The 25619-nt window shown below is 68.1% G+C and carries 23 protein-coding genes and 1 tRNA gene; 16 read left to right on the forward strand and 8 right to left on the reverse strand.

Annotated elements, in window-relative coordinates:
- On the reverse strand, positions 1 to 588 hold a 588-nt coding region (locus AC3WRR_RS33765), incomplete at its 3' end, for a response regulator (protein WP_492299364.1).
- Complete coding sequence (locus tag AC3WRR_RS33770) at positions 585 to 1991, reverse strand: cache domain-containing protein (RefSeq protein ID WP_010811335.1); 1407 nt, start codon at positions 1989 to 1991, stop codon at positions 585 to 587. The genes AC3WRR_RS33770 and AC3WRR_RS33765, both read right to left, overlap by 4 nt.
- Before the next feature lie 569 nt (positions 1992 to 2560).
- Here AC3WRR_RS33770 and AC3WRR_RS33775 point away from each other — a divergent pair.
- From AC3WRR_RS33775 to AC3WRR_RS33785, 3 genes are all read left to right on the forward strand, one after another.
- Positions 2561 to 4633 (forward strand): carbon starvation CstA family protein, encoded by a 2073-nt coding sequence (locus AC3WRR_RS33775; RefSeq protein WP_010811334.1) that lies wholly within the window; start codon positions 2561 to 2563, stop codon positions 4631 to 4633.
- A 14-nt stretch (positions 4634 to 4647) separates the two neighbouring features.
- Positions 4648 to 4842: a YbdD/YjiX family protein gene (locus AC3WRR_RS33780; RefSeq protein WP_010811333.1), complete on the forward strand. Its 195-nt coding sequence runs from the start codon at positions 4648 to 4650 to the stop codon at positions 4840 to 4842.
- Positions 4843 to 5066: 224 nt separating this feature from the next.
- On the forward strand, positions 5067 to 5522 hold the full coding sequence (locus AC3WRR_RS33785) for a YMGG-like glycine zipper-containing protein (RefSeq protein ID WP_010811332.1): 456 nt from the start codon (positions 5067 to 5069) through the stop codon (positions 5520 to 5522).
- 293 nt (positions 5523 to 5815) lie between these two features.
- On the opposite strand, the gene AC3WRR_RS33790 is transcribed toward AC3WRR_RS33785, so the two are convergent.
- Entirely contained in the window at positions 5816 to 6070 is a 255-nt protein-coding gene (locus AC3WRR_RS33790; protein ID WP_010811331.1) for a hypothetical protein, read from the reverse strand.
- 200 nt (positions 6071 to 6270) lie between these two features.
- Between AC3WRR_RS33790 and AC3WRR_RS33795 the strand changes: the two genes are divergently transcribed.
- Positions 6271 to 7218 (forward strand): LysR family transcriptional regulator, encoded by a 948-nt coding sequence (locus tag AC3WRR_RS33795; protein WP_010811330.1) that lies wholly within the window; start codon positions 6271 to 6273, stop codon positions 7216 to 7218.
- A 74-nt stretch (positions 7219 to 7292) separates the two neighbouring features.
- Here the strand turns inward: AC3WRR_RS33795 and AC3WRR_RS33800 are convergent, their stop codons facing one another.
- From AC3WRR_RS33800 to AC3WRR_RS33815, 4 genes are all read right to left on the reverse strand, one after another.
- Entirely contained in the window at positions 7293 to 9995 is a 2703-nt protein-coding gene (locus AC3WRR_RS33800) for a DNA topoisomerase III (RefSeq protein ID WP_492299366.1), read from the reverse strand.
- Between the two features lie 147 nt (positions 9996 to 10142).
- Complete coding sequence (locus AC3WRR_RS33805; protein ID WP_011616267.1) at positions 10143 to 10547, reverse strand: thioredoxin family protein; 405 nt, start codon at positions 10545 to 10547, stop codon at positions 10143 to 10145.
- Positions 10548 to 10615: 68 nt separating this feature from the next.
- Complete coding sequence (gene dprA, locus AC3WRR_RS33810) at positions 10616 to 11815, reverse strand: DNA-processing protein DprA (RefSeq protein ID WP_492299368.1); 1200 nt, start codon at positions 11813 to 11815, stop codon at positions 10616 to 10618.
- A gap of 7 nt (positions 11816 to 11822) precedes the next feature.
- Positions 11823 to 13004 carry a LysM peptidoglycan-binding domain-containing protein gene (locus AC3WRR_RS33815; RefSeq protein WP_439668415.1) on the reverse strand — a complete coding sequence of 394 codons (1182 nt, stop codon included), beginning with the start codon at positions 13002 to 13004 and terminating at the stop codon, positions 11823 to 11825.
- 161 nt (positions 13005 to 13165) lie between these two features.
- On the opposite strand from AC3WRR_RS33815, the gene def reads away from it, so the two are divergent.
- The 12 genes from def (at position 13166) to AC3WRR_RS33875 (ending at position 24382) form a co-directional block, all read left to right on the forward strand.
- Entirely contained in the window at positions 13166 to 13672 is a 507-nt protein-coding gene (gene def / locus AC3WRR_RS33820; RefSeq protein ID WP_492299370.1) for a peptide deformylase, read from the forward strand.
- 152 nt (positions 13673 to 13824) lie between these two features.
- Entirely contained in the window at positions 13825 to 14838 is a 1014-nt protein-coding gene (fmt, locus tag AC3WRR_RS33825; protein WP_010811324.1) for a methionyl-tRNA formyltransferase, read from the forward strand.
- Between the two features lie 189 nt (positions 14839 to 15027).
- Positions 15028 to 15888 carry a zinc metalloprotease HtpX gene (gene htpX / locus AC3WRR_RS33830; protein WP_010811323.1) on the forward strand — a complete coding sequence of 287 codons (861 nt, stop codon included), beginning with the start codon at positions 15028 to 15030 and terminating at the stop codon, positions 15886 to 15888.
- A gap of 132 nt (positions 15889 to 16020) precedes the next feature.
- Positions 16021 to 17421 (forward strand): 16S rRNA (cytosine(967)-C(5))-methyltransferase RsmB, encoded by a 1401-nt coding sequence (gene rsmB / locus AC3WRR_RS33835; protein ID WP_492299372.1) that lies wholly within the window; start codon positions 16021 to 16023, stop codon positions 17419 to 17421.
- Between the two features lie 9 nt (positions 17422 to 17430).
- Complete coding sequence (locus tag AC3WRR_RS33840) at positions 17431 to 18321, forward strand: DUF4390 domain-containing protein (protein WP_492299374.1); 891 nt, start codon at positions 17431 to 17433, stop codon at positions 18319 to 18321.
- The gene (locus AC3WRR_RS33845; protein ID WP_011616261.1) at positions 18318 to 20750 is read left to right on the forward strand and encodes a sensor histidine kinase; all 2433 of its coding nucleotides are present in this window, start codon (positions 18318 to 18320) and stop codon (positions 20748 to 20750) included. The genes AC3WRR_RS33840 and AC3WRR_RS33845 overlap by 4 nt, the downstream gene beginning before the upstream one ends.
- Before the next feature lie 52 nt (positions 20751 to 20802).
- The gene (locus tag AC3WRR_RS33850) at positions 20803 to 21513 is read left to right on the forward strand and encodes a response regulator (RefSeq protein ID WP_011616260.1); all 711 of its coding nucleotides are present in this window, start codon (positions 20803 to 20805) and stop codon (positions 21511 to 21513) included.
- A 60-nt stretch (positions 21514 to 21573) separates the two neighbouring features.
- Positions 21574 to 21649 (forward strand) — tRNA-Phe (locus AC3WRR_RS33855).
- Positions 21650 to 21778: 129 nt separating this feature from the next.
- Positions 21779 to 21979 carry a hypothetical protein gene (locus AC3WRR_RS33860; RefSeq protein ID WP_010811318.1) on the forward strand — a complete coding sequence of 67 codons (201 nt, stop codon included), beginning with the start codon at positions 21779 to 21781 and terminating at the stop codon, positions 21977 to 21979.
- Positions 21980 to 22149: 170 nt separating this feature from the next.
- Positions 22150 to 22641 (forward strand): hypothetical protein, encoded by a 492-nt coding sequence (locus AC3WRR_RS33865; RefSeq protein ID WP_011616259.1) that lies wholly within the window; start codon positions 22150 to 22152, stop codon positions 22639 to 22641.
- Between the two features lie 107 nt (positions 22642 to 22748).
- Complete coding sequence (locus AC3WRR_RS33870) at positions 22749 to 23369, forward strand: LysE family translocator (RefSeq protein WP_010811316.1); 621 nt, start codon at positions 22749 to 22751, stop codon at positions 23367 to 23369.
- Positions 23370 to 23656: 287 nt separating this feature from the next.
- Positions 23657 to 24382, forward strand: coding sequence for an aquaporin (locus AC3WRR_RS33875; protein WP_010811315.1), 726 nt, complete (start codon positions 23657 to 23659; stop codon positions 24380 to 24382).
- Here AC3WRR_RS33875 and AC3WRR_RS33880 read toward each other — a convergent pair.
- Positions 24366 to 25619, reverse strand: a 1254-nt coding sequence (locus AC3WRR_RS33880; protein ID WP_492299376.1) for a carbohydrate porin, incomplete at its 5' end; no start/stop codon positions are given. The two genes, AC3WRR_RS33875 and AC3WRR_RS33880, sit on opposite strands and share 17 nt — an antisense overlap.

Raw genomic sequence — 25619 nt, forward strand, 5'->3', positions numbered from 1 at the left:
CAGCCGGTGCGTCTCCACCGTGCGCACCGAAACCCCCAGCTGCGCCGCGATCTCCTTGTTGGCCAGGCCCCGCCCGATGCCGCGCAGGATGTCGCGCTCGCGCGGCGTGAGCGCATCGAGCGGCCCTGCGGCGGGGCTCTGCTCGGCCATGCCGCGCGCAATGCGGGCGCTGTAGAAGACCCGTCCGGCCAGCACGGACTGGATCGCCGCCATCAGCTCGTCGGCGGGCGCGTCCTTGAGCACATAGCCGCGCGCACCCGCACGCACCGCCTGGCGCACGTATTCCAGGTTGTCGTGCATCGACACGATCAGCACCGCCAGTTCCGGATAGCGGTCATGCAGCGCCGCGGCCAGGGCAATGCCGCCCATGCCGCGCATGCCGATATCGGTGATGACCAGGTCGGGCAGCTCGGCGGCACCGGCTCGGTCCAGCCACGCCAGCGCGGCCTCGCCGTCGTCGGCTTCACCGACCACGCGCAGGCCGGGCTGCAGCGCCAGATGCATGCGCATTCCGTCGCGCACCAGCGCATGGTCGTCGATCAGTAATACGCGGGCGGGCACTTCGGCGGAGTCGGCTAGCTGGGTCATGACGGCGAGGGTCCTGCTGAAACGGGATCGTGCGCAATGGCCGCGGGCCTGGCCAGCGGCAGTGAAGCGACCAGCTGGGTGCCGCCCATGCCCGAAACGATGTCGAACTGCCCGCACAGCGCGGCGATGCGCTCGCGCAGGTTGCGCAGTCCGATGCCGCGCTGCGGGTCCTCCTGCATGCGCGCCACGTCGAAGCCATGCCCGTCGTCGCGCACGGTGAGGCGCGTGGCATCGGCATCGAAGGCCAGCGCCACCACGACCCGGCGCGCGCCGGCATGGCGCTCGACGTTGGTCAAGGCTTCCTGGGCGATCCGGAACAGCGCCGTGGCCTGCTCGTCGGGCAGTTCGCGCGGGGTGCCGCTCTGAGTCACCGCAATTTCCAGCCCGCTGCCGCCCTGCATCTCGCGCGCCAGGTGCTGCAGCGCGGCGTACAGGCCCAGGTCGTCGAGCAGGGCGGGGCGCAGGTTGCGCGCCACGCGGCGCACTTCATTGAACACGGTATCGAGCCGGTTCAGCGCCATGCCCAGCACCGGCGCCACCGCGGCGCCTTCGGCCGGGGCCAGGCGCAGGCGGTTGGTGGCGGTTTCCAGCACCAGCTTGACCGACACCAGCAGCTGGCTGATGCCGTCGTGCAGCTCGCGCGAGAGCCGGGCGCGCTCTTCTTCCTGCGACTGCACCACGCGCTGCGCCAGCTGGCGCAGCTTGGCGTCGGCCTCGCGGTGCTCGCTGACGTTCAGCGCCAGGCCGCTGGCGGCGACCAGCAGGATGCTGATGCCGGCAATCACGCCGATCCAGGCCATGGTCTGGCGGATATCGGTCTCGGCACGGGCATCGAGCTGGCGCAGCGTGCTTTCCACGTCATCCAGGTAGATGCCGGTGCCCACCATCCAGCCCCATTCGGGCACCGCCACCACATAGCCGAGCTTGGGCGCCAGCTGCTGCGACGAGGGCTTTCTCCACAGGTAGCGCACCGCGCCGCCACCGCCCTTGGCTGCGGCAATCAGTTGCTGGATGGTCAGCGCGCCCTGCGGGTCGCGCAGCGTCCACAGGTCCTGGCCGACCAGTTCGGGCTGGCGCGGGTGCATCAGGTTGCGGCCGTGCAGGTCATACAGGAAGAAATAGCCGTCGGGGCCGTAGTCCAGCCGCGCAAGTGCCTCCATCGCGGCCTGCCGGGTGGCGGCGTCGGTGCGCCCGGAGCGCACCAGCGGCGCGATCGCGCTCTGCGCCAGTTCTACGTAGTGGCGCAGCTCGGTTTCCTTGCTCTGCAGGTAGGCGGCCTCGACCAGCGCGCGTTCATGCTGCGCGAGCTGCGTGGCCTGGAAGCGCACGGCAAGTGCGATGCCCAGCATGGCAACCGCAAGTGGCGCCACGGCTAGCAACAGGATCTTCTGGCGGAGTTTCATACGAGTGCGGGGGGACCGGGGGTAAACACCGATGCCGCGCAGGCGGCATGCCACCGTCGATTTGCGTAGTACTACGCAGAAGTGCTGCGTAGTTACGCGCTTGTGCGGGGTTTGGCGGGTGTCAATACTACACGCCGAACGCGCCGCCGCCTTAGTGGCCTGTTCCGCAGGTAACTTGCCAAGAATGAAATCGTCCAGTTGGTCGTCAGGCTAGGCGCGAGGAGGCGCCATAGCCGTAGCTATGGCAACGACGAGCAACGACGCATGGCGGCCAACTGGGCGGTTTCATGGCAAGGTACCTGCGGAACAGGACACGATCAGGGCGCATGCGCGGACGCAGCTGGTGCACCGTCCACACCCGGACGGTGCGTCGCCTGCCTGCAAGACGAGATCCGGAAACGACGACACAACCGGGCGCGCAGCAGCTATCCCAGGAGACACCCTCACCGCCGGATTGCCCCCCGCTGCCCGCCCTCGGCGCACCCCCGCTGCCGATCCTGCCAGTTGCCTGTTACCAGTCTTTCGCCGCCGCAGGCTATCCATATCCCGGTCTGAGGAGACCCTTCACTATGAATCGCATCGGAGAACACCTGGTGTGGCTGGCTGTCGCCGTCCTTGGCGCGTTTGCCTTCGGCACTGTCGCGCTGGCGCGCGGCGAGGCCGTCAGCGCGCTGTGGATCGTGGTTGCCGCGCTCTGCATCTACCTGATCGCCTACCGCTACTACAGCCGCTTTATCGCCGACAAGGTGATGCAGCTCGATCCCAAACGGATGACGCCCGCGTGGCGCCACAACGACGGCCTGGACTACGTACCGACCAACAAGGCGGTGCTGTTCGGCCACCACTTCGCCGCCATCGCCGGCGCCGGCCCGCTGGTCGGCCCGGTGCTGGCCGCGCAGATGGGCTATATGCCGGGCATGCTGTGGCTGCTCGCCGGCGTGGTGTTCGCCGGCGCGGTGCAGGACTTCATGGTGCTGTTCATCTCCACGCGCCGCGACGGCCGCTCGCTGGGCGACCTGGTCAAGTCCGAGATGGGCACGATCCCGGGCATGATCGCGCTGTTCGGCTGCTTCATGATCATGGTCATCATCCTGGCGGTGCTGGCGCTGATCGTGGTGAAGGCGCTGGCCGACTCGCCGTGGGGCACGTTCACCGTGGCGGTGACGATCCCGATCGCGCTGTTCATGGGCATCTATACGCGCTATATCCGCCCGGGCCGCATCGGCGAGGTGTCGGTGATCGGCTTCGTGCTGCTGATGCTGGCCATCATCGGCGGCCAGTACGTACACGAGAGCGCCGTGCTGGCGCCGCTGTTCACCTATGACGGCAAGGCGCTGACGTGGATGCTGATCATCTACGGCTTTATCGCCGCCGTGCTGCCAGTGTGGCTGCTGCTGGCGCCGCGCGACTACTTGTCGACCTTCCTGAAGATCGGCACCATCATCGCGCTGGCGGTCGGCATCCTGATCGTCGCCCCGGACCTGAAGATGCCGGCCTTCACGCAGTTCGCGCAAGGCGGCGGACCGGTGTGGTCGGGCAACCTGTTTCCGTTCCTCTTCATCACCATCGCCTGCGGCGCGGTGTCGGGCTTCCACGCGCTGATCTCGTCGGGCACCACGCCCAAGCTGCTGGAGAACGAGACCCACGCGCGCTTTATCGGCTACGGCGCGATGCTGGCTGAATCGTTCGTCGCGATCATGGCACTGGTAGCCGCCTCGGTGATCGAGCCGGGCGTGTACTTCGCCATGAACAGCCCGGCGGCCGTGATCGGCACCACGCCGGAAGCGGTGGCGCACGCGGTCTCGACCTGGGGCTTCGTGATCACGCCTGACGTGCTGGTGCAGACCGCCAAGGACGTCGGCGAAAACACCATCCTCTCGCGCGCCGGCGGCGCGCCGACGCTGGCCGTGGGCATCGCCCATATCCTGCACCAGGTGGTGGGCGGCCAGGCCATGATGGCGTTCTGGTACCACTTCGCCATCCTGTTCGAGGCGCTGTTCATCCTGACCGCCGTCGACGCGGGCACCCGCGCCGGCCGCTTCATGCTGCAGGACCTGCTGGGCAGCTTTATCCCGTCGATGCGCAAGACCGATTCGCTGGTCGCCAACCTGACCGCCACCGCGCTGTGCGTGGCGGCATGGGGTTACTTCCTGTACCAGGGCGTGGTCGATCCGCTGGGCGGCATCAACACGCTGTGGCCGCTGTTCGGCATCTCCAACCAGATGCTCGCCGCGGTGGCGCTGGTGCTGGGCACCTGCGTGCTGGTCAAAATGAAGCGCGGCCAGTACGCCTGGGTCACGCTGGTGCCGACCGTGTGGCTGCTGATCTGCACGCTGACCGCCGGCTGGCAGAAGCTGTTCCATGCCGACCCCAAGGTCAGCTTCCTGACCCACGCCGCCAAGTTCAGCGCCGCCATTGCCGAAGGCAAGGTGCTGGCCCCGGCCAAGTCGATGGAGCAGATGCACCGCATCGTCTTCAACGACTACCTGGACGCCGGCCTGTGCGCGCTGTTCATGCTGGTGGTGCTGTCGATCGTGTTCTACGGCTTCAAGACCGCGCTGCAGGCGCGCGCCGCGAAGCGCCCGACCGACAAGGAAACGCCGTTCGAGCCGCTGCCGGGCGCCGCCTCGGCCCAGTCCTGATACCGGAGCCCGCCATGCTGGAACAACTCGGAACGATGGGACGCTACCTGGGGCAGTCGCTCAGGCTGATGGTCGGGCTGCCCGACTACCAGACCTACGTGGCCCATATGGAAAGCACCCACCCCGACCGCGAGCCGATGAGCTACGAGGAATTCTTCCGCGAGCGCCAGGAGGCACGCTACGGCGGCGGGCAGGGCAAGTGCTGCTGAGCACACGCTGAACGCCGTCCTCCTGCGGGGCCGGCGGCATACAAAGCAGACAGGCGATCACTTGATCGCCTGTCTTTTTATCAAGTGTTGCGTGTTTACCGCGCTTTTGTAATGCACGGATACCGTTTCTGTAGCGGGTTACAGGGCTTTACAGGTAGTTACAGCAAGGGTGCGGCTCCTTCTCTACACTTGCGACACATCATGGCAATTCGAGGAAAAAAGATATGACTCGCCATCCCGTTCGCAATCTGACCATTGCCCTCGCCCTGGCGGCCTGCGCGCTGCCGGCCGTCGCGAGTGACATGAACAACGCCCTGGGCGGCGCACTCGGCGGCGTCGCCGGTGCCGCGGTGGGCGGCGCGCTGGGCGGCAGCACCGGCGCAGTGATCGGTGGTGCAGTAGGCGGCGGCGCCGGTGGCGCAGTGACCTCCAACCGCCGTGAGCGCACCGGTGCCATCATCGGCGGCGCGCTGGGTGGCGGTGCCGGCACCGCAGCTGGCAACGCCATGGGCGGTCGCACCGGTGGCCTGATCGGCGCCGGCCTGGGCGGCGGCGCGGGTGCGGCGCTGGGCGGCAATGTCTCGCGCAGCAACTCGTACGACGATGACCACCGCCGCTATTACAAGAGCAGCTACAAGCGCAAGAAGCACAAGCACCATCGCCACCACTACGACGACTAAGAAGTCGTAGTGGTCACCAAAACGGGCCGTCATGGCCCGTTTTTCATTTGCGGCGTCTGGCATAATCATTCGCCAGTGCTTGCAAAGCCGCCGGATGCAGAAACAAAGAAGCCCGCAACCGGAACCGGTGCGGGCTTTTTCTCCAATAAAGGCGGAGAGGCTGCAAGGCGCTCCCCCAAGGACCTGTGGAGACCAGGTTTGAAGCAGGCGGGGCCGCACAAGCGGAGGAAGCGGCCCCGGGATCGCGCTGCCAGAGACCGCCGGGGAGGCAGGCCTGAGGCGGCCAGGCGGCCTTACAGCGGCGCGCGATCGGTAGTGGTGTCGTACTTGCCGCCTTCGGTGTAGGTGTCGAACTTGCCGGTGCGGGCGCCATCGACGTACGGATCGAACTTGCCGGTGCGGGCGCCGTCGGTGTACGGATCGAACTTGGCTACCTTGGCGCCGTCGGTGAACACATCGAACTTGCCGTTCTTGGCAAAGGCCGGTGCGGCCGACAGGGCGGCGGCGAGGGTGGCGACAGCGATCAGGGCGTAGCGGTTGGTTTTCATGATTCAGGCTTTCTCTATTGCATGGATGCCTGAGCCGTCACTTCGACGAAAGACTATGTTGCATTGCGGCATCCGATGGCTAGATATTAGGCATTTCCCTCATATCAATAAATATCAGGATCCACAATGATTAGTTTTGATTCGAACAATAAAATAGGCTGATTACGTAAGAATTCAGCGCAGAACCGGGAGACTGTGTCATGGATCGCCTGCAATCGATGCGTGTGTTTTCCAAGGTGGTGGAACTGGGAAGCTTCGCGCGTGCAGCGCAGCAGCTGGAAATGTCCAACGCAGTGGTGACGCGCTACGTGGCCGACCTGGAGAGCCACCTGGGCACGCGCCTGCTCAACCGCACCACCCGCAGCCTGTCGCTGACCGACGCCGGCGAAACCTACCTGCAGCGCTGCCAGCAGATCCTGGAAGACGTGGAAGAAGCCGAAAGCGTGGTCACGGCGCGCAGCCAGTCGCTGTCAGGCACGCTGCGGCTGGTCACCCCGGTGATGTTCGGCCTGCACCTGCTGCCGGAATTGCTGGCGCGCTTCCAGCAGCTCTATCCGGACGTGGTGTTCGACGTGATCCTGTCGGACCGCAACGTCGATATCGTCGAAGAAGGCCGCGACGTGGCCGTGATGCTGTCCGACCTGGGCCTGGGCTCGCACCTGGTGGCGCGCCCGCTGCTGTCGGCCGAAGTGATCCTGTGCGCATCGCCGGGCTATGTGGCGGCGCACGCGCCGATCCGCCATGCCCATGAACTCAGCCACCACCGCTGCATTGCCATGCGCCTGCCCAGTGCCGAGCACGAATGGACGCTGCTGGGCCCGGAAGGCGAGGTGACCGTGCCGATCCGCCCCGGGCTGCTGTGCAGCAATGCCGAGCTGGCCCACCAGGCGGCGCTGGCCGACATGGGCGTGGCCATGCTGTCGTCCTACCTGGCGCGTCCCAATATCGAATCCGGCAAGCTGGTGCATGTGCTGCCGCAATACCAGCTGCCGCGGCGCGATGTCAGCGTGGTCTACCCGAGCCGCAAGTTCTTGCCGACCAAGGTGCGCGCCTTTATCGACTTCCTGCTCGAAGAAGGGCAGGTACGCGGCAAGGAAGCGCAGCCGGCGCCAGCCGCCAGCCACGGCGCGCAAGCCGTGCGCACCTGAGCGGCTACCTAGGCCGATCCACCCAAAGCAAAACGCCCGGCATCGCCGGGCGTTTTGCCGTGACGCGCTGACGCTTACTCGCCGGCGGCCGCCGCGCGCGACTTCTTGGCCGCGGCGGTCTTGGCGGGGGCCTTCTTGGCTGCCGCCTTCTTGGCCGGTGCCTTGGTGGCCGGTGCCTTGGTGGCCGGAGCCTTGGCGGCTGGCGTCTTGGCCACGGTCTTCGCTGCCGTCTTGGTTGCCGGCGCCGCCTCGGCCGTGCCATTCGATGCCGCCTTGGCCGTGGTCTTCGCCGCCGTCTTGGCGCCCGCCTTGGGCTCGCGCGCCTCGAACTCGAAGCCGATCTTGCCGTCCGGCTGCTTGACCAGGAAGGCCTTGAAGTTGCGGCCGGTGCGCGACGACTTGAACCCCGTCAGCAGGTCGGTCTTGCCGTCGGTGAGCAGCTTGCCGATCTGCTCGCGGCTGATTTCCTGCTGCAGGATGATCTTGCCGGTGGTGAAGTCGCAGCTCTTGGGGCTGGTCGCGCTGTTCTCGCAGACGTACTTCATGCCGTGCTCGAACACCGAGCCGCCGCACTTCGGACAGGTGCCCACCGGCTCCTGGCCGCTGAAGTCGACCGGCTCGCCGTCGTTGTCGTCGTCGTTCTGGCCGAAGTCGAATTCCATCTTGTAATGGCCTTCGTCGTCCTTGCCCAGCTTGAGGATGGCGGCGAACGGACGGCCCATCTTGCTGCGGAAACCCTGCAGCGGACCGATTTCCTTCTTCAGCAGCAGTTCTTCGACCTCTTCGATCTCGAACTGGCGCCCGCCCGGGATCTTGCTGATCGAGAACTCGCACGCGGTGCAGGCAAAGCGGCGGTAGTTCTCCTTGACCTGTCCGCCGCATTGCGGGCACGGCGTGTCCAGCGTGGCGTAGTCGCCCGGGATGGTGTCGCTGTCGTATTCCTTGGCGCGCTTGACGATCTGCTGGGTCATCTGCGCGATCTCAAGCATGAACTCGTCGCGCTTCAGGCGCCCGCGCTCGATCTGCGAGAGCTTGTGTTCCCACTCGCCGGTCAGCTCGGCCTGCGTCAGTTCCTGCACGCCCAGGCCGCGCAGCAGCGTCATCAGCTGGAACGCCTTGGCAGTCGGAATCAGCTCGCGGCCTTCGCGCACCAGGTATTTTTCCGTCAGCAGGCCTTCGATGATGGCCGCGCGCGTCGCCGGCGTGCCCAGGCCCTTGCCGGCCATGGCCTCGCGCAGCGCGTCGTCGTCCACCAGCTTGCCGGCGCCTTCCATCGCCGACAGCAGCGTGGCTTCGTTGTAGCGCGCGGGCGGCTTGGTGGTCAGGCCGACGCTCTCGACCTTGTCGGTCTTGACCTTCTCGTCCTTGGCCACCGGCACCAGGTTGGCGGCATCCTTGTCGCCCTGCGCCTCGCGGCCGTAGATCACCAGCCAGCCCGGGTTGACCAGCACCTTGCCTTCGGTCTTGAAGTGGTGGCCGGCGACTTCCGTGATGCGGGTGGTGACCTGGAACTCGGCCGCCGGGAAGAACACCGCCAGGAAGCGGCGCACTACCAGGTCGTACAGCTTCTGCTCCGGTTCGGACAGGTTCTTTGGCGCCTGCAGCGTCGGGATGATGGCGAAGTGGTCGCTGATCTTGCTGTTGTCGAAGATCTTCTTGTTCGGCTTGACCCAGCCCTGCGCCAGAATCTTCTTGGCGTGCGGCAGGTAGTTGGGCGAGCTGTCGGCCAGCATGTCCATGGTCTGCTTGACCGTGTCCAGGTAGTCCTCGGGCAGCGCGCGCGCATCGGTACGCGGGTAGGTCAGAACCTTGTGCTTTTCATACAGCGCCTGCGCCAGGCCGAGCGTGTTCTTGGCCGAGAAGCCGAAGCGCGAGTTGGCCTCGCGCTGCAGCGTGGTCAGGTCGAACAGCGCCGGCGACTGCTGCGTCGACGGCTTGGATTCCTCGGTGACGGTGCCCGGCTTGTCGCGGCAGGCGGCGACGATGCTCTTGGCCTCGGCCTCGCTCCACAGGCGCGATTCGCGCGCCTCGGGATCGAACTCGCTCTTCTTGAACTTGGGGTCGAACCAGCGGCCTTCATACAGGCCGGCGGCGGCGATGAACTCGGCCCGCACTTCCCAGTAGTCGCGCGGCACGAAGTGCTTGATCTTCTCTTCACGCTCCACCACGATCGACAGCGTCGGCGTCTGCACGCGGCCCACGGTGGTCAGGAAGAAGCCACCGCCCTTGCTGTTGAAGGCGGTCATGGCGCGGGTGCCGTTGATGCCGACCAGCCAGTCGGCCTCGGAGCGGCAGCGCGCGGCGTCGGCCAGCGGCAGCATGTCTTCGTCTTCGCGCAGGCTGGCGAAGCCATCGCGGATCGCCTGCTGCGTCATCGACTGCAGCCACAGCCGGCGCACCGGCTGCTTGGCCTTGGCCTGTTGCGCGATCAGCCGGAAGATCAGTTCGCCTTCGCGTCCCGCGTCACAGGCGTTGATCAGGGCGGTGACGTCCTTGCGCTTGATCAGCCGGTTCAGCACCTTCAGGCGCGACTCGGTCTTGGCGATCGGGCGCAGGTCGAAATGCGGCGGGATCACCGGCAGGTTGGCGAAGCTCCACTTGCCGCGCTTGACCTCGTATTCGTCCGGCGCGGCGATCTCGACCAGGTGGCCGACGGCGGAGGACAGCACGTAGTCGTCGCTCTCGAAATACTCGTCGTGCTTGGTAAACCCCCCGAGGGCACGGGCGATATCCGCCGCGACCGACGGTTTTTCCGCGATGATGAGGGCTTTTGACATGGGAAGGGTCCTTGCGAGCTGCATCCGGCAACCCGCGAATTGCACTACAAACGAAGTAATCAGAACGCCGGGGGGCTATGAGGCGCCAATAATAAGCGCGCTTTCAACGGCGGTGCAAGCAAGCCCCGCCGCCGACCCTGTCGCCGCCTAGGCGGCGCTGCTCCCCCCGGCAAGCAACCAGTCCAGCACCTGCGGCACGTCTTCGGCACTCGCCGGCATCGCCGCACCGCGGCTCAGCATGCGTTCCAGCACCTCGATGTGCGGCAGCAGGGTGCCATAGAACTGGGGCGTGCCGCCCGACGCAGGCTGCACCAGCAGCGTCGGGAAATTCTCAATATCGATATCGCCAAGCGCATCCGCGTGCGTCTCGATGTCGATCCAGACGAAGCAATCCTCCGGATGGCGCGAGGCCAGCGCGGTCAGCGCCGCCAGGTAGTCCCGGCACGTGCCGCACCACTGCGCGCACAGGCAGGCCACCAGGCGGCCCTGCGGCCGCGCTGCCAGGCACCCGGCAATGGCGCCTGCGTCACGTTCTGGAAAGTAAACGGTCATGGCATCGGAAACATGAGGCGCCCGCGGCACGCGGGCTGCCGGCGATTGTATCGGTATTGCGCTGCGGCTCACCCAAGCCGCCGAAACACGTTTCCCGGTAGACGCTCGGCGTGCCCGGCCAGTTCCAGTTCCAGCAGGCGCGCCGCGACGGCTTCCGGCGGCTGGCCGCTGCGCTCGCACAGCGCATCCAGCGTAACCGGATCGTAGCCGAGAGCGGCCAGCAGGGGGTCGGCGTGGCCGGCAAAGTCAGAAAGATCTGGTTGCTCCGGTACGGACGCGGGAACGCGCGCGGCAGCGGGGCGGGCAGGTGCCGGCAGCAGGTTGATCTCTTCCAGCACATCCTCCACGCGCTCCACCAGCTTCGCTCCCTGGCGGATCAGCAGGTGGCAGCCGGCTGACAGCGGCGCGTGGATCGAGCCCGGCACCGCAAATACCTCGCGCCCCAGGTCGGCCGCCAGCCGTGCGGTGATCAGCGAGCCCGAGCGCGCCGCGGCCTCCACCACCAGCACCCCGCGTGCCAGGGCGGCGATGATACGGTTGCGGCGCGGGAAGTTGGCGGGCAGGCCCTGCATGCCGAGCGGGAACTCGGTGACGATCGCGCCGCGCGCGGCCACTTCGTGGGCCAGCGCCAGGTTCTCGGCCGGATAGACCCGGTCGGCCCCCGTACCCGTAACAGCGACGGTACCGCCGCAACCCTGCAGCCCGCCGGCATGGGCGGCGGCATCGACGCCCAGCGCCAGCCCCGAGACCACCGCCAGCCCCGACTCGGACAGCGCCCGCCCGAAGGCCTGCGCATCGCGCTTGCCCTGCTCGGTGGCGCCACGCGCGCCGACGATGGCCACCGCAGGACGCGCCAGCAGCGCGGGATCGCCCTTGATATATAGCAGCGGCGGCGGGTCGGGCAGGTCGAACAGGCGGGCAGGGTAGGCGTCGTCGCCAAACGTGACCACGTGGTTGCCGGGCGTGCCGAGCCAGGCGAGGGTGCGTTCGACCAGTGCCGGCAGCCCGGTGCCTGGCTTGGCCAGCACCGCGCGGGCGTGTTTCTTGGGGACGACGGACGACAGCGCTGCCACGCTCTGCGCCAGGATCTGCTGCGGCAACCCGAATGCGGTCAGCAGCAGGCGCACCGTGACCGGGCCGACGCCGGGCGCGCAGGCGAGCTGCAGCCACGCCTTCAGCTCGTCGGGATCGCGCGTGGTGAGCTGCCGGGCAGCGCCGGCATGGCAAAGAGAAGCGGCGGCCGCCAGGGCCGCCTGCGATGTCGCCAAGACCGGCTCAGCGCGGCGAGGTCGCCCGGTCGCCGACCGCGATCACGTTGGAGGCGTCGGTGACCAGCGCATACGACACCCCCGGGAACACGCGGAAGACAAAGGCCAGGCCGTAGCGCTCGTCGGGCAGGCGGATGGCGCGGTTGCTGTCGGTCTTGTCGGCGACGGTCTCGCCAGTGCGCGACAGCGCCAGCACATGCCCGGGCTCCACCCCGGCCTGGCTGCCGAGGTTGAGCACCACCACCTGCTTGGCGCCGCCGAACTCGACCCCGCCATAGACCTTGGCCACGCGGCCGTCGAGTTGCGTATCGGGCGCGTGCGGCACATAGCGCGCCGCTTCGCGCGCGGGCTGCGGCATCAGCAGCGTGCCCACGCCCATTTCCTGCCTGGCCTGCGTGACCTGCATGGTCGAGACCGCATCCGGGCCCTGCGCAGCGCGCGCCAGGCGCACGTTGCCTTCGTATTCGGCCTCGTAGCCGAGCACGGCATTGGAGACGGGGTCGCGCACCGGGGTGACCGGACGGTAGGCCTGCCAGTCGCTGCCTTGCGGCGCGTCGGCGGGGATGCCGCGCGCGTAGCCGGTATCGTCGCGGCCAAGGATGACGCGCGACTCGGACACGGCGACGATGCGTGCCGAGGTGGCCAGCGTATCCTGGTCGACCACCAGCGGGCGGATCAGGAAAGGCTCGATATCGGAAGACGCGATGCTCAGGATGGCGGCGCCGTCGGCGGCGTTGCCGCGTATCTGCGGCGACAGGCGCACCGTGCCGCTGCCGGCGGGCGTGGTCGACAGCCAGGCGCGGCCGTCGCGCTGGATCAGGTACAGGATCTGTCCCGGATAGATCAGGTGCGGGTTGCGGATCTGTTGCCGGTTCATGCCCCATAGCTCAGGCCAGCGCCATGGCTGGCGCAGGAAGCGGCCCGAGATCCCCCACAGCGTGTCACCCGTGCGCACGGTGTACTGCGACGGCGCATTGGCAGCCAGGTCTGAAACGGGGATGCCCTGTTGGGCCGTGCGTTGGGCTTCGGCCTGCTGCGCCGGCGTGACCGTCAGGTCCGCAGCCAGGGCCGGAAGCGCGGCCGCCGCAGTGAAGCCGGCGGCACTCAGCAACGCATAGGCAAGCTTAGGGATGAACGCGTGCAGCCTGCGGCCCGACGCCGCCTGGTGTTCTTTGGTAAGATCGCGCATTTTCCTGACCGGCCGGTGGTTTCGGCCGGATTGACCCGGGAGAGCGTGCCTGTTTCGGCGCGCCTTGAATTTTTGTACTTGCGCCCCGATTCTGCATGTAAACACCCGCCGCCGCAACGCGGCCCGGTTGCCGGCAGCAGCCGGCGTTGCGCCTGAGCATCATGGCAAAACTCGATATCCTGACCTACCCCGATCCCCGTCTGCACACCGTTGCCAAACCCGTTGCGGCAGTGGACGACCGCATCCGCCAGCTGGTGAAGGACATGGCTGAAACCATGTACGAAGCGCCCGGCATCGGGCTGGCCGCCACACAGGTCAACGTGCATGAGCAGGTGGTGGTGATCGACGTCTCGGAAACGCGCGACCAGCTCCAGGTCTTTATCAACCCGGAGATCGTCTGGGCCAGCGACAACCGAAAGGTGTGGGAAGAGGGCTGCCTGTCGGTGCCCGAGGTCTATGACCGCGTCGAGCGCCCCGACCGGGTGCGCGTGCGCGCGCTCAACGATAAGGGCGAGAGCTTCGAGCTCGAAGCAGACGACCTGCTGGCCGTCTGCATCCAGCATGAGATCGATCACCTGCGCGGCAAGGTCTTTGTCGAATACCTGTCGCCGCTCAAGCTCAACCGCATCAAGAGCAAGCTGCAGAAGCGCGAGCGCACCCGCATGTAAGCGGCGCCCTGCCACAAAGATGTAACAGCCCGCCCGGATTCCCGCCGCCAGCGCGCGGCACCCGCGCGGGGTCTGTTATCTTTATGACTTCCGAAGAACAAAAGAACCGGCCGCGATAGCGGCCGGTCCTGTTTCAGGCCACGGAACCTGCCATGTCCCAAGCCAGACCCCTGCGTGTTGCCTTTGCCGGCACGCCCGAGTTCGCGCGCGTCGCGCTGGAAGCCATCCACGCCGCCGGTTTTCCCATCGTGGCGGTGCTGACGCAGCCTGACCGCCCCGCCGGCCGCGGCCTGCAGCTGCACGCCAGCCCGGTGAAGCAGTTCGCCGCCGCCAGCGGCCTTGGGCCAGTGCTGCAGCCGCGCTCGCTGCGCCGCCAGGGCAAGTACCCGGAAGACGCGGCCGCGGCCATCGACGCGCTCGCCGGCACTGCGCCCGACGTGATGGTGGTGGCCGCCTACGGCCTGATCCTGCCGGCCGAGGTGCTGGCCCTGCCGCGCCTGGGCTGCCTGAATATCCACGGCTCGCTGCTGCCGCGCTGGCGCGGCGCGGCGCCGATCCACCGCGCCATCGAGGCGGGCGATGCCGAGACCGGCATCACGCTGATGCAGATGGACGAAGGCCTGGACACCGGCGACATGCTCACGCGCGCGGCCGTGCCGATCGGCCCGGACGACACCACCGGCACGCTGCACGACACGCTGGCCGCGCTGGGCGCGCGCATGACCGTGGCAGCGCTGCAGGAGCTCGCCGCCGGCCGCGCGCTGGCCGCCACGCCGCAGCCGGCCGAAGGCGTCACCTACGCCGAGAAGATCGCCAAGGACGAGGCCCCGCTGGACCTGCGCCGCCCGGCCGCGGCGCTGGCCAACCAGGTGCGCGCGTTCAACCCCTTCCCGGGCGCGACGGTGCAGGTCGGCGATACCGTGATCAAGTGCTGGCAGGCCGTGCCGCTGGCCGCCGCCAGCAGCCTGCCGCATCCGCCCGGCACAGTGCTGGCGGCCGACGCCGCCGGCGTCCTCATCGCCTGCGGCGAGGGCAGCGCACTGCAGGTCACCGAGCTGCAGAAGCCGGGCGGGCGCCGCCAGCCGGCGCAGCAGTTCCTGCAGGCCCTGCCGCTGCCGCCGGGCACGCGCTGCGCGGTACCCGGCAACGGCGCCGCGCAGGCATGATCGGACGGGCCTTGGCCGCACATGGCGGCATAAGTGCCGGCGGCACCGCCCCGGCCGGCGCAAGCGGCCACGGCTCCCCCCTGAAACCGTTGAACAGCCGTTGAATTTTCGGGTATCGCCCCCTATCTAACGGTCATCGCGTCCGCTTTCCCCCGGGACGCGGCTCACGATTACACGGAGATCACCGCAATGTTCAACTGGGTCAAGACCTTCATGCTGATGGCGGCCATCACGGCGCTGTTCATCGTCATCGGCGGCATGATCGGCGGGCGCAGCGGCATGATGATGGCGCTGCTGCTTGCGCTGGGCATGAACTTCTTCTCCTACTGGTTCTCGGACAAGATGGTCCTGCGCATGTACAACGCGCAGGAAGTCGACGCCGGCAGCGCGCCGCAGTTCTACGGCATGGTGCAGGACCTGGCGCAGCGCGCCGGCCTGCCGATGCCGCGCGTGTACCTGATCAACGAAGACGCGCCCAACGCCTTTGCCACCGGCCGCAACCCGGAGCACGCCGCGGTGGCGGCCACCACCGGCATCCTGCGGGTGCTGTCCGAGCGCGAACTGCGCGGCGTGATGGCGCATGAGCTGGCGCACGTGCGCCACCGCGACATCCTGACCTCGACCATCGCCGCCACCATGGCCGGTGCGATCTCGGCGCTGGCCAACATGGCGATGTTCTTCGGCGGCCGCGACGAGAACGGCAACCGCAGCAACCCGATCGCCAGCATTGCCGTGGCAATCCTGGCCCCGCTGGCGGCATCGCTGATCCAGATGGCAATCTCGCGCGCACGTGAATTCGAAGCCGACCGCGGCGGCGCCGAGATCAGCGGCGACCCGCAGGCACTGGCCAGCGCACTGGACAAGATCCACCGCTACGCCCAGGGCATCCCGTTCCAGGCGGCCGAAGAACACCCTGCCACGGCGCAGATGATGATCATGAACCCGCTCTCGGGCGGCGCCATCGCCAATTTGTTCTCGACCCACCCGGCCACCGAGGAGCGCATCGCGCGCCTGATGCAGATGGCCCAGACCGGCACCTATCCCGCCTGAGCGGCCGGAAATCCGGGGCAGGGCCCCCGCACAGGGTAAACTGCCCGCTGTTCCGCATGGACCGGCGGGCTTTTTTTGTGCCCGCGCCGGCCTGCTTCCCGATTCCAACACCTGATCCGCCGCCTGACCGATATGCGCCTGCCTCCCGATTCGCTTGCCTTCCAGATGCTTGGCGCCGCCGCCGCGGTGCGCGCCGTCAGCGAAGGCACAGCCCTGCCCCAGGCGATCGAGGACGCCGCCGCGCAGCTGCGGCTGGACCGCGTGCAGGATGCCGCCACGCGCGGCGCGCTGCAGGACATCGCCTATCGCACCATGCGCCAGTTCGGTACGGCACGCGCACTGGTGACAAAGCTGGTCACGCGCCCGCCGGGCGCGCAGGTCGATTCGCTGCTGGCGGTGGCGCTGGCGCTGCTGCTGGAGCACGCACCGGGCCCGCGCGACAAGCAGGACGGCGCGGACGCCGGCCGCCCGGGCTACAGCACCTTCACCGTGGTCGACCAGGCAGTCAGCGCCGCCGCCTCCGAACCCAAGACTGCGCATGCGCGCGGCCTGGTCAACGCGGTGCTGCGCCGTTTCCTGCGCGAACGCAAAGCGCTGCTGGCCGAGGTCAACCGCGACGAGCAGGCGCGCTGGAACCTGCCGCCGTGGTGGCTGCGCATGCTGCGCGAGGCCTACCCGGACCAGTGGATGGCCCTGGCCGCCAGCGCCAACGTGCGCCCGCCGATGACGGTGCGCGTCAACACCGCGCGCGTGTCCGTGCAGCAGTACCAGACCGATCTTGCCAACGCCGGCCTGGCCGGCCACGTGGTTGGCCCGCAGGCCGTGCGCCTGGTGCGCGCGGTGCCGGTGACGCAGTTGCCGGGCTTTGCCGAAGGCGTGGTCTCGGTGCAGGATGCCGGCGCGCAGCTGGCCGCGCCGCTGCTCGAGGTGGCCGACGGCATGCGCGTGCTGGATGCCTGCGCGGCGCCCGGCGGCAAGACCGGGCACCTGCTGGAACTGGCCGATATTGAAGTCACCGCGGTGGAAAGCGACCCGCAGCGCACCACCCGCATCGCCGAGAACCTGGCGCGCCTGGGCAAGCAAGCCAGGATCGTGGTCGGCGATGCCAGCCGGCCCGCCGACTGGTGGGACGGCCAGCCCTTTGACCGCATCCTGGCTGACGTGCCGTGCTCGGCTTCGGGCATTGTGCGGCGCCATCCCGATATCCGCTGGCTGCGCCGCGAGACCGATATTGCCAAGCTCATCACCGAGCAGCGCCGCATCGTCTCGCAACTGTGGCCGCTGCTCAAACCGGGCGGCATCCTGGTCTATGTCACCTGTTCAATTTTCCCAACGGAAGGCGAGGAGCAGGCGCGCTGGTTTGGTGCACAGCTGGCAGATGCGATACGATTGCAGGCGCCGGGGCAGCTGCTGACCGGCACCCATGCCACGCAAGCCGCCGGCGCCAATGGCGAAAAGGACGCCACTGCCGGCACCAGCCTGCCGTCGGATCACGATGGCTTCTTCTACGCCCGCTTCCAGAAACGCGCCTGATCTGATCCGATGCTGAGCACGCCGCGCCTGTCAGACTTCCGCGTCATGGTGGACACGAACGTGGACACTGCCGCGGACCGGGCGTGCCTGCATCTGCGCCCCGGCGGCGCGGGCAGGCGTGGCCTGCTGGCGCGGTGGTGGCTGGCACTGGTGCTGGCGCTCGCCTCGCTACTGTGGCTGCCGCCCGTCGCGCGCGCGCAGGTCATCGAGGCCACCGAGGCGCGCATCGAATTCCAGGACGGCGGCTTCGAGCTTGCCGCCAGCTTCGACTTCGACCTGCCGCCCGCGCTGGAAGACGCGTTGCACAAGGGCATCTCCCTCTATTTCGCGGTCGACTTCCAGCTCTCGCGCTCGCGCTGGTACTGGTTCGACGACAAGCCGGTCAACACCACCCGCAGCGTGCGCCTGTCGTACCAGCCGCTGACGCGCCAGTACCGTGTCTCCACCGGCGGCCTGCAGCTGCCGTTCACGCGCCTGAAGGGCGCGCTGCAGTTCATCCAGCGCGTGCGCGGCTGGCGCGTGTTCGAGCGCAATGTGGTCAAGCCGGGCGAGACCTACCACGCGGAAGTGCGCATGCGGCTGGACCTGTCGCAACTGCCCAAGCCGTTCCAGATCAACGCCGTCAACACGCGTGAATGGAACCTGGCCTCCGACTGGCGGCGCTTCGCCTATACGGTGCCGACGGACCTGAACGCAGCGCCCCCACCTCCGCTGCCCGCAGCGCCGCCGCCCGCGCCGGCCCCAGGCCCCGTGTCGCCGGCGCTGCCGGCCTCGCCCGCCGTACCCGCGCCTGCGTCGGCGCCTGCCGCTGCCATTGACGCACGCGGCCTGACCATGCAGACGGTGTCGTACGGACTGTCGCCCGCACTGCTGCTGCAGCCCGCATCGAGCCAGCCATGAGCAACTCGCTGTGGGACAGCCGGTTCCGGCGCGTGCTGTACCGCGTCGTGGCCGGGATCATCGTCTTCCTGGCGCTGGTGCTGGTGGGCCTGTTGGCCGGCGCATCGGCCAACACCGAATTCTTCGATCGCTATTTCACGCTGCTGTTCAAGGTGAACCTGGTGATCGGCGCGCTGCTGGTGCTGATCGTGGGTGCGCTGGCGCTGACGCTGTGGCTGCGCTATCGCCGCGGCAAGTTCGGCACGCGGCTGATGACCAAGCTCGCCGTGTTCTTCGGCGTGGTGGGCGTGCTGCCCGGCGTGCTGATCTACCTGGTATCGCTGCAGTTCGTCTCGCGCAGCATCGAGTCCTGGTTCGACGTGCGCGTGGAAACCGCGCTCGAGGCCGGCCTGAACCTGGGCCGCTCCACCATCGACAGCTCGCTCGCCGACCTGCAGGTCAAGGCACGCCTGATGGCCGAGCAGCTCGCCGGCGCCTCCGGCGTGGCCACTTCGCTGCAGCTGAACCGGCTGCGCGAGCAGTATGGCGTCCAGGAAGCCGCCATCTTCACCGGCAGCGGCCGCGTGCTGGCCACGGCGTCCAGCAACTACGCGTCGCTGGTGCCGGACCTGCCTTCGGGCGTGCTGGCCGAACAGGCGCGGCTGGCCGGCGGCTACGCGGCGGTGGAGGGCGGCACCGACCCGTCGGGCGACGGCAGCCCGAGCCCCGAACGCGTCGACAGCAGCCACCTGTACCGGCTGCGCGTGATCATTCCGCTGGGCGCCAGTCCAACCGCGGCACAGGATGACGCCGCAGGCGGCAGCGCCCCGCGCGCGCTGGCCAAGCCGCCGCGCTGGGCCGGCTCCGGCCTGTCCGTGGAGCGCCGCCCGGAGGAATCGCCGTCGAGCGGCTTCGGCCTGGTCGGCGAGACCGTGCGCGAGGAACGCTACCTGCAGGTGCTGCACCCCGTGCCGGCGGTGCTCGCGCGCAATGCCGACGAAGTCCAGCGCGCGTACCAGGAATACCAGGAGAAGGCGCTGGGCCGCACCGGCCTGCGCAAGATGTATATCGGCACGCTGACGCTGACGCTGTTCCTGGCCGTGTTCATCGCGGTGATGCTGGCGCTGCTGCTGGGCGGGCAATTGGCGCGGCCGCTGCTGATGCTGCTGCAGGGGACCAAGGAAGTGGCCGAGGGCGACCTCTCGCCCAAGCGCGAACTGAAAAGCCGCGACGAGCTCGGCATGCTCACGCAGCAGTTCAACCAGATGACGCGACAGCTGGCCGAGGCGCGGCTGGCGGTGGAAGAGAACCGCACCGCGCTCGAGCAATCGAAGGCCTACCTGGAAAGCGTGCTGCAGAACCTGACCGCCGGCGTGCTGGTGTTCGACCGCCGCTTTGTGCTGATTACCGCCAATCCGGGCGCGGAGCGCATCTTCCGCCAGCCGTTCGGCGCGGTGCTGGGCCTGCCGGTTGAGCAGATCCCTGGCATGGGGCCGTTCGGCGAGATCGTGCGCCAGGCCTTCTCGGACCAGAACACCAGCGAGGTGCTGGGCGGCGCCGAGCACTGGCAGAAGCAGATCGAGCTGCCGCAGGGCGAGGAACAGCCGCTTACGCTGCTGGTGCGCGGCGCACGCCTGCCCGGCGGCGAGCGCGATGAGCCCGGCTACGTGATCGTCTTCGACGATATCTCCGATGTGATTTCCGCTCAACGCTCGGTGGCCTGGGGCGAGGTGGCACGGCGCCTTGCGCACGAGATCAAGAACCCGCTGACGCCGATCCAGCTCTCGGCCGAGCGCCTGCAGATGAAGCTCTCGCCCAAGCTCGAAGGCACCGACGCCGATGTGCTCAAGCGTGGCGCGGCCACCATCGTCAACCAGGTGGCCGCGATGAAGCGCATGGTCGATGACTTCCGCGACTACGCGCGCACACCGCCCGCGGTGCTGCAGTCGCTGCAGCTCAACAGCCTGGTGGCGGAAGTGCTGCACCTGTATGGCATCGATGATCCCGCGGTGCACGAGCATCCGGTGATTCATCCGACGCTGGGCACCGCGCTGCCCGAGATCAAGGGCGATCCGACGCAGTTGCGCCAGGTCATCCACAACCTGCTGCAGAACGCACAGGATGCCGCCACCGAGAACGTCGCGGCCGGTAGGGCGGCGCCCCATATCACTCTGAACACCGAGACTGTAGAATACAAAGATTCTGCCGGCGAAAACCGGCAGGCCGTCAAGCTCACCATTGCGGACAATGGTCCCGGTTTTGCGCCACGAATCCTGAGCCGTGCGTTCGAGCCCTACGTGACCACGAAAGCCAAGGGCACGGGCCTGGGGCTCGCGATGGTAAAGAAGATCATTGACGAACACGGCGCGCGAATCGAGATGCGCAATCGCATGGAAGGTGCGGAGATCGTCGGTGCACAGATCTCGATCCTGTTCGTTAAACTGACATAGTCAACAATGGCGTCCGGTCCCGGAACGCTGCGGTGGGGTTAAGAGGGGAAGTATGGCAACGATCCTCGTAGTCGATGACGAAATGGGAATCCGGGAGCTGCTCTCGGAGATCCTCAGCGACGAAGGCCACGTGGTTGAACTCGCGGAGAACGCGCTGCAAGCGCGCGAATACCGCGCGGCGGGTACGCCCGACCTCGTGCTGCTCGATATCTGGATGCCCGATACCGATGGCGTGACCCTGCTCAAGGAATGGTCCGCGCAGGGACAGCTGACGATGCCCGTCATCATGATGTCGGGCCACGCCACCATCGACACGGCGGTCGAGGCGACCAAGATCGGCGCGCTCAATTTCCTTGAGAAGCCGATCGCACTGCAGAAGCTGCTGTCCGCGGTCGAGCAGGGCCTGGCCCGCGGCATCGAACGCCCGCGCAGCAGCTCGGCCACCACCGCCGCCCCCGCCACGGTCCCGTCTGCCGAACCCGGTTCGTCAGACATCGTGCCCGAGACCACCGCCGAGGCCGCCCCCAACGGCAGCCCCGCGCGCGTGCCCGAGGCCGAGATGCAGTTCTCCTTCGACATGCCGCTGCGCGAAGCGCGCGACCTGTTCGAGCGCGCCTACTTCGAATACCACCTGCTGCGCGAACACGGCAGCATGACCCGCGTGGCCGAGAAGACCGGGCTGGAGCGCACCCACCTGTACCGCAAGCTCAAGCAGCTCGGCGTCGAACTGGGCCGCAACAAGCCCGAGCCGGCCGAGCAATGAGGCTGTGACGCACATGACGCTTGACTGACCAAAAAAGTCCAGTTATAGTTTCGCTTCTTTGGCCCGGTAGCTCAGTCGGTAGAGCAGAGGATTGAAAATCCTTGTGTCGGCGGTTCGATTCCGTCCCAGGCCACCAGAACAAGAAAAGCCCGGCTCCCGCAAGAGCCGGGCTTTTTGCTTTGTGGCATCGCATTGGCAGATTTGTGTACAGGCAGCGCTGGGCCCTGTGAACCGGCGTTGGTAACCCGCCGCGAGGTACTGAACCATGTCGACGAAACGCAAAATCCATATCCCATCTGATGCCGAGGACAAGGCGCTGACGCTTGCCGCGCGCGCGGACGCGGACAACCCCCCGCTCACCGCCCGGGAACTGGCCCGCATGCGGCCGGCGCGGGAAATCCTGCCGAGACTGGTAGGGGATAAGATGGCCCTGGTCATGCTGCAGCCCCGCTGCCGGCGTGCTTGACCAACGCGCAACAGCCAACCCAGAAGTAAATATCTTCTACTTGGCAGCCGATATATGTATCTCTACGATGGCCTGACGCGCTGCCGCCCGGCGGCGCGGACCGAGCCGGCCAAGCCGCACCCATAACGCGGACAGCCGGTCCAGGGCTTACTTTCTTACCGGGGGGTCTGATGGATACGTTGATCGGGACAGACAACCGCTGGCCGCCGCAGACTGCGGGCGAAGAGCGCGGATTGTGGAAGAGCACCATGGCCGCGGCCAGCCACGCGCTGGGGGCGGCGGGGCGGGTGCAGCAGGCGGTCTCGCAGACGCTGAAGCTGCAGCACAAGATCCGCGCGCTGCGCGACGAGCTGCACCAGATGGAGGCCGAGCGCGACGTCTACCGCGAGCTGCATGCGCGCACGGTCGAGGAGCTGCACCAGGCGATCGACCGCAGCCCGGCAGAGATCCGGCGGCTGCGTGCGGAGACCGAGGCCATGCAGGTGCGCCACCGCGCCTACAAGCTGCTGGTGCAGCACTACATGCGCCTGGGCACGCCGATCGATCCCGGGGTCTTTGCCGAGCAGCGCAGCCGCGTGCAGCAGCACATCCTGTTCCAGCGCCGCAAGGGCATTCCGGTGGCACAGATCCGCGTCGAGGACATCGCGTTCCTGCTGCGCTGAGGCGCGCTGCAGCCGTCAAGCCATGCGCTTTGCCGCGATGGGCCAGGCTGCACTAACATGGCGGCAGCGATGCATCCCGCACTCGCATCCGACACTGCCAGGCCACCATGTTCGACATCCAGAACTACACCAGCTTCGTGCTCGCCATCCTGGTGTTCCAGCTGATCCCCGGCCCGGGCACGATCGCCATTCTCAACGCCACCGCGCGCAATGGCATGGCGGCCGGCATGGGCGCGGTCTGCGGCACGCTGCTGGGCGACCTTGTGTACATGCTCGCCGCGGTGGCGGGGCTGGCGGCGGTGATGCAGGCCAATCCGCTGCTGTTCCACGGCTTGCAATGGTTCGGTGCCGCGTACCTGTGCTGGATGGGGGTGCAGCTGCTGCGTACACGCTTTGCCGCGGACGCCGGCGTGCCCGAGCCGCGCAAGTCCACGCGCGTATACCTGCGCCAGGGCTTCACGGTGAGCCTGACCAACCCCAAGGTAGTGCTGTTCTTTGTCGCGTTCTTCCCGCTGTTCCTGCGCCCGGATGCGTCGCCGGCCACGCTGGCGGCGATGATGGCCCACGTCACGGTGCTCAGCCTTGCCTACCAGGCGGCGCTGGTGCTGGCGGGCAACGCGGTGGCCAGCCGGCTGCGGGCGCTGCCGTTCGCGCGCACGCTGGCAACGCGACTGGCCGGGATCGCGCTGGTCGGCTTCGGCCTGCGGCTGGCGGCCAGCAACCGGTAACGGCCCGCGGCCAGCGCCGCGATTCGATACCGCGCGTCTGCACACAACAAAGCGGCCACGCATTGACGCGCTCCGTGCACGAACGGAACACTGTCGCGTCCGCGCTCACCGCATGTGCGCGGGCTTGCTACTGAACCGCCACCGTTCGAGGCGTCGTCTCAGGCGACGTTGTCCATCTTGCCGCTGCACGTTTTCCTTACTGCCTTTGCCGCGATCTCGCGGTCGCTCTCGTATCCCGTTCGTTGCTCCGCTTTATCGCTGCCGCGCGCCGTCAACGGAGCGCAGCGATGAGTACGCTCGTACGCCGCCTGGTGGCCGAAGGCCTGGGCACGGCCCTGCTGGTGGCGATCGTGGTGGGCTCCGGCATCCGTGCCGAGCGCCTCGCCGCAGGCGACACCGCGCTGGCGCTGCTGGCCAATTCGCTGGCCACCGGGGCTGGGCTGGTGGCGCTGCTGGTGTCGCTGGGCCCGGTGTCGGGCGGCCATTTCAATCCGGTGGTGAGCCTGTCGGCGCTGCTGCAGGGCACGCTGCCGCCGCGCGATGCGCTGCGCTATGTGCTGGTGCAGGTGGCGGGCGGAGTCTGCGGCGTGCTGGCCGCCCATGCGATGTTCGGCGAGCCGGCGCTGGCCTGGTCGGCGCAGAGCCGCACCGGCGCGGCGATGTGGTGGAGCGAGTGCGTGGCCACCTTCGGCCTGGTCGGCGTGGGCATCGGCACGCTGCGCAGCCGGCCGCAGCTGGTGCCGTTCGTGGTGGCAGGCTATATCACCGCGGGCTACTGGTTCACGTCGTCGACCTCGTTTGCCAACCCGGCGCTGACCATCGCCTGCGCGCTGACCGATACCTTCACCGGGATCCGGCCGCAGGACGTGCCGGGCTTCGTGCTGGCCCAGATCGGCGGCGGGCTGGCTGCCACGCTGCTGTTCCACTGGCTGTGCCGCAAACCCGCTGCGGCCGCCACGGCGCAGGCCGACTGGCGCGCTGCGCCCGCCAGCGCCCCTACCAGCGCCGATTGAGCTGCACGCCGAAGATCGAGCCGCTCGCCTGCGAGGCCCACGCGTCGGCCGGCGCGGTGTAGCCGATGCCGTCGACGTCGCTGGCACGGCTATAGGTGTAGAAGGCGCGCAGGTTGGCATTGCCGGCCGACTTGCCCAGCGTCAGCGTGGGCGCCACGGTCAGCGCGGTGCGCTGGCCGCTGACGCCGAAGCCGGACGAGATCTGGTCGTGCGAGACCTCGAAGTTCAGGCGGAACTGGTTGCTGGCCACATAAGCAGGACGCAAGCGCGTGGTGGTCCACTGCAGCGTGCCGACCGGCGACCGGTCGAACTGCAGGCTTTGCTCCACCGCGCCGCTCAGCCCTGAACGGCCCCTCCATTCCATCGATTCCGCCACGCGCGTGCGCGACAGCGCCGGTCCCATGCCGGTGTAGCCGGTCATGGCGTTGCGCGATCCCGATCCGAACTGCACCCCGAACCGGTTGGTGCCGTACAGCACGCCTTTCTGCTCATGCAACGCAGACGCCCACCATGCACCGCCGGGGTCCTGCACCAGCGGCTGCGCCTCCACCCGCGTGAAGCCGAGCTGGATCGAACCCTGTTCGTTGGTGTTGATGGGCGCGGTGCGCAGCGAGTGGTAGCTGGGCAGGTTCTGGCCGTTCTGGTCGGCGCGCGCGGTGTACTGGTAGCTCAGGCCGATATCGCCGATCACCTTGGCGTTGTCGATGCCGAAGCGCATCGCCGTGGAATTGGGCGGCAGCAGGCCGGACGACAGCAGGAACGGCGCATTGTCGCGCCGGCCGGCCCACATGGTGGCGCCGTCCAGCACCGCCAGGCCGCTGACGGCGGTATAGAACTGCGGCACCAGGGCGTAGGGATCGATCGCCGCGGGGCGGCCATTGACCGTGGTGGCGTCGGTGCCGCGCGCCTGCGCGATCAGCATCACCTGCGCGCCGCCATCCAGGTCCAGCACCGATTCGCGGATCTTGACCTCGCCGGCGCTGCGGCAGGCCAGGCCGTTGCCGATGCCGGTGGAAAGTGCGCCGCCGGGGCAGGCGCGCATGGTGGCCGGGCGTTCCTCGGCCGCGGCGCGGCCGCTGTAGCCGAGGCGCCACACGGAATCCCCGGCGGGGTCGTCGGCGGGCAGCTGCGAGTGCAGTACCGGCGGGGCGTCCGGCGGTGTGCCACCGGTGGTGCTGTCCGCCGGCTCGGCGGGCGCCTCGGCCTGGAACTGGCCGAGCCGGGGCGGGAACAGCAC

The sequence above is a fragment of the Cupriavidus sp. FW305-3-2-15-C-LB2 genome, assembly GCF_058787575.1.

What these genes read in the sequence shown, in the direction of transcription:
- AC3WRR_RS33770 (WP_010811335.1), bottom strand. Translation starts at nt 1,991, where the DNA reads ATGAAACTCCGCCAGAAGATCCTGTTGCTAGCCGTGGCGCCACTTGCG.
- AC3WRR_RS33775 (WP_010811334.1), top strand. Translation starts at nt 2,561, where the DNA reads ATGAATCGCATCGGAGAACACCTGGTGTGGCTGGCTGTCGCCGTCCTT.
- AC3WRR_RS33780 (WP_010811333.1), top strand. Translation starts at nt 4,648, where the DNA reads ATGCTGGAACAACTCGGAACGATGGGACGCTACCTGGGGCAGTCGCTC.
- AC3WRR_RS33785 (WP_010811332.1), top strand. Translation starts at nt 5,067, where the DNA reads ATGACTCGCCATCCCGTTCGCAATCTGACCATTGCCCTCGCCCTGGCG.
- AC3WRR_RS33790 (WP_010811331.1), bottom strand. Translation starts at nt 6,070, where the DNA reads ATGAAAACCAACCGCTACGCCCTGATCGCTGTCGCCACCCTCGCCGCC.
- AC3WRR_RS33795 (WP_010811330.1), top strand. Translation starts at nt 6,271, where the DNA reads ATGGATCGCCTGCAATCGATGCGTGTGTTTTCCAAGGTGGTGGAACTG.
- AC3WRR_RS33800 (WP_492299366.1), bottom strand. Translation starts at nt 9,995, where the DNA reads ATGTCAAAAGCCCTCATCATCGCGGAAAAACCGTCGGTCGCGGCGGAT.
- AC3WRR_RS33805 (WP_011616267.1), bottom strand. Translation starts at nt 10,547, where the DNA reads ATGACCGTTTACTTTCCAGAACGTGACGCAGGCGCCATTGCCGGGTGC.
- AC3WRR_RS33815 (WP_439668415.1), bottom strand. Translation starts at nt 13,004, where the DNA reads ATGCGCGATCTTACCAAAGAACACCAGGCGGCGTCGGGCCGCAGGCTG.
- def (WP_492299370.1), top strand. Translation starts at nt 13,166, where the DNA reads ATGGCAAAACTCGATATCCTGACCTACCCCGATCCCCGTCTGCACACC.
- fmt (WP_010811324.1), top strand. Translation starts at nt 13,825, where the DNA reads ATGTCCCAAGCCAGACCCCTGCGTGTTGCCTTTGCCGGCACGCCCGAG.
- htpX (WP_010811323.1), top strand. Translation starts at nt 15,028, where the DNA reads ATGTTCAACTGGGTCAAGACCTTCATGCTGATGGCGGCCATCACGGCG.
- rsmB (WP_492299372.1), top strand. Translation starts at nt 16,021, where the DNA reads ATGCGCCTGCCTCCCGATTCGCTTGCCTTCCAGATGCTTGGCGCCGCC.
- AC3WRR_RS33840 (WP_492299374.1), top strand. Translation starts at nt 17,431, where the DNA reads ATGCTGAGCACGCCGCGCCTGTCAGACTTCCGCGTCATGGTGGACACG.
- AC3WRR_RS33845 (WP_011616261.1), top strand. Translation starts at nt 18,318, where the DNA reads ATGAGCAACTCGCTGTGGGACAGCCGGTTCCGGCGCGTGCTGTACCGC.
- AC3WRR_RS33850 (WP_011616260.1), top strand. Translation starts at nt 20,803, where the DNA reads ATGGCAACGATCCTCGTAGTCGATGACGAAATGGGAATCCGGGAGCTG.
- AC3WRR_RS33860 (WP_010811318.1), top strand. Translation starts at nt 21,779, where the DNA reads ATGTCGACGAAACGCAAAATCCATATCCCATCTGATGCCGAGGACAAG.
- AC3WRR_RS33865 (WP_011616259.1), top strand. Translation starts at nt 22,150, where the DNA reads ATGGATACGTTGATCGGGACAGACAACCGCTGGCCGCCGCAGACTGCG.
- AC3WRR_RS33870 (WP_010811316.1), top strand. Translation starts at nt 22,749, where the DNA reads ATGTTCGACATCCAGAACTACACCAGCTTCGTGCTCGCCATCCTGGTG.
- AC3WRR_RS33875 (WP_010811315.1), top strand. Translation starts at nt 23,657, where the DNA reads ATGAGTACGCTCGTACGCCGCCTGGTGGCCGAAGGCCTGGGCACGGCC.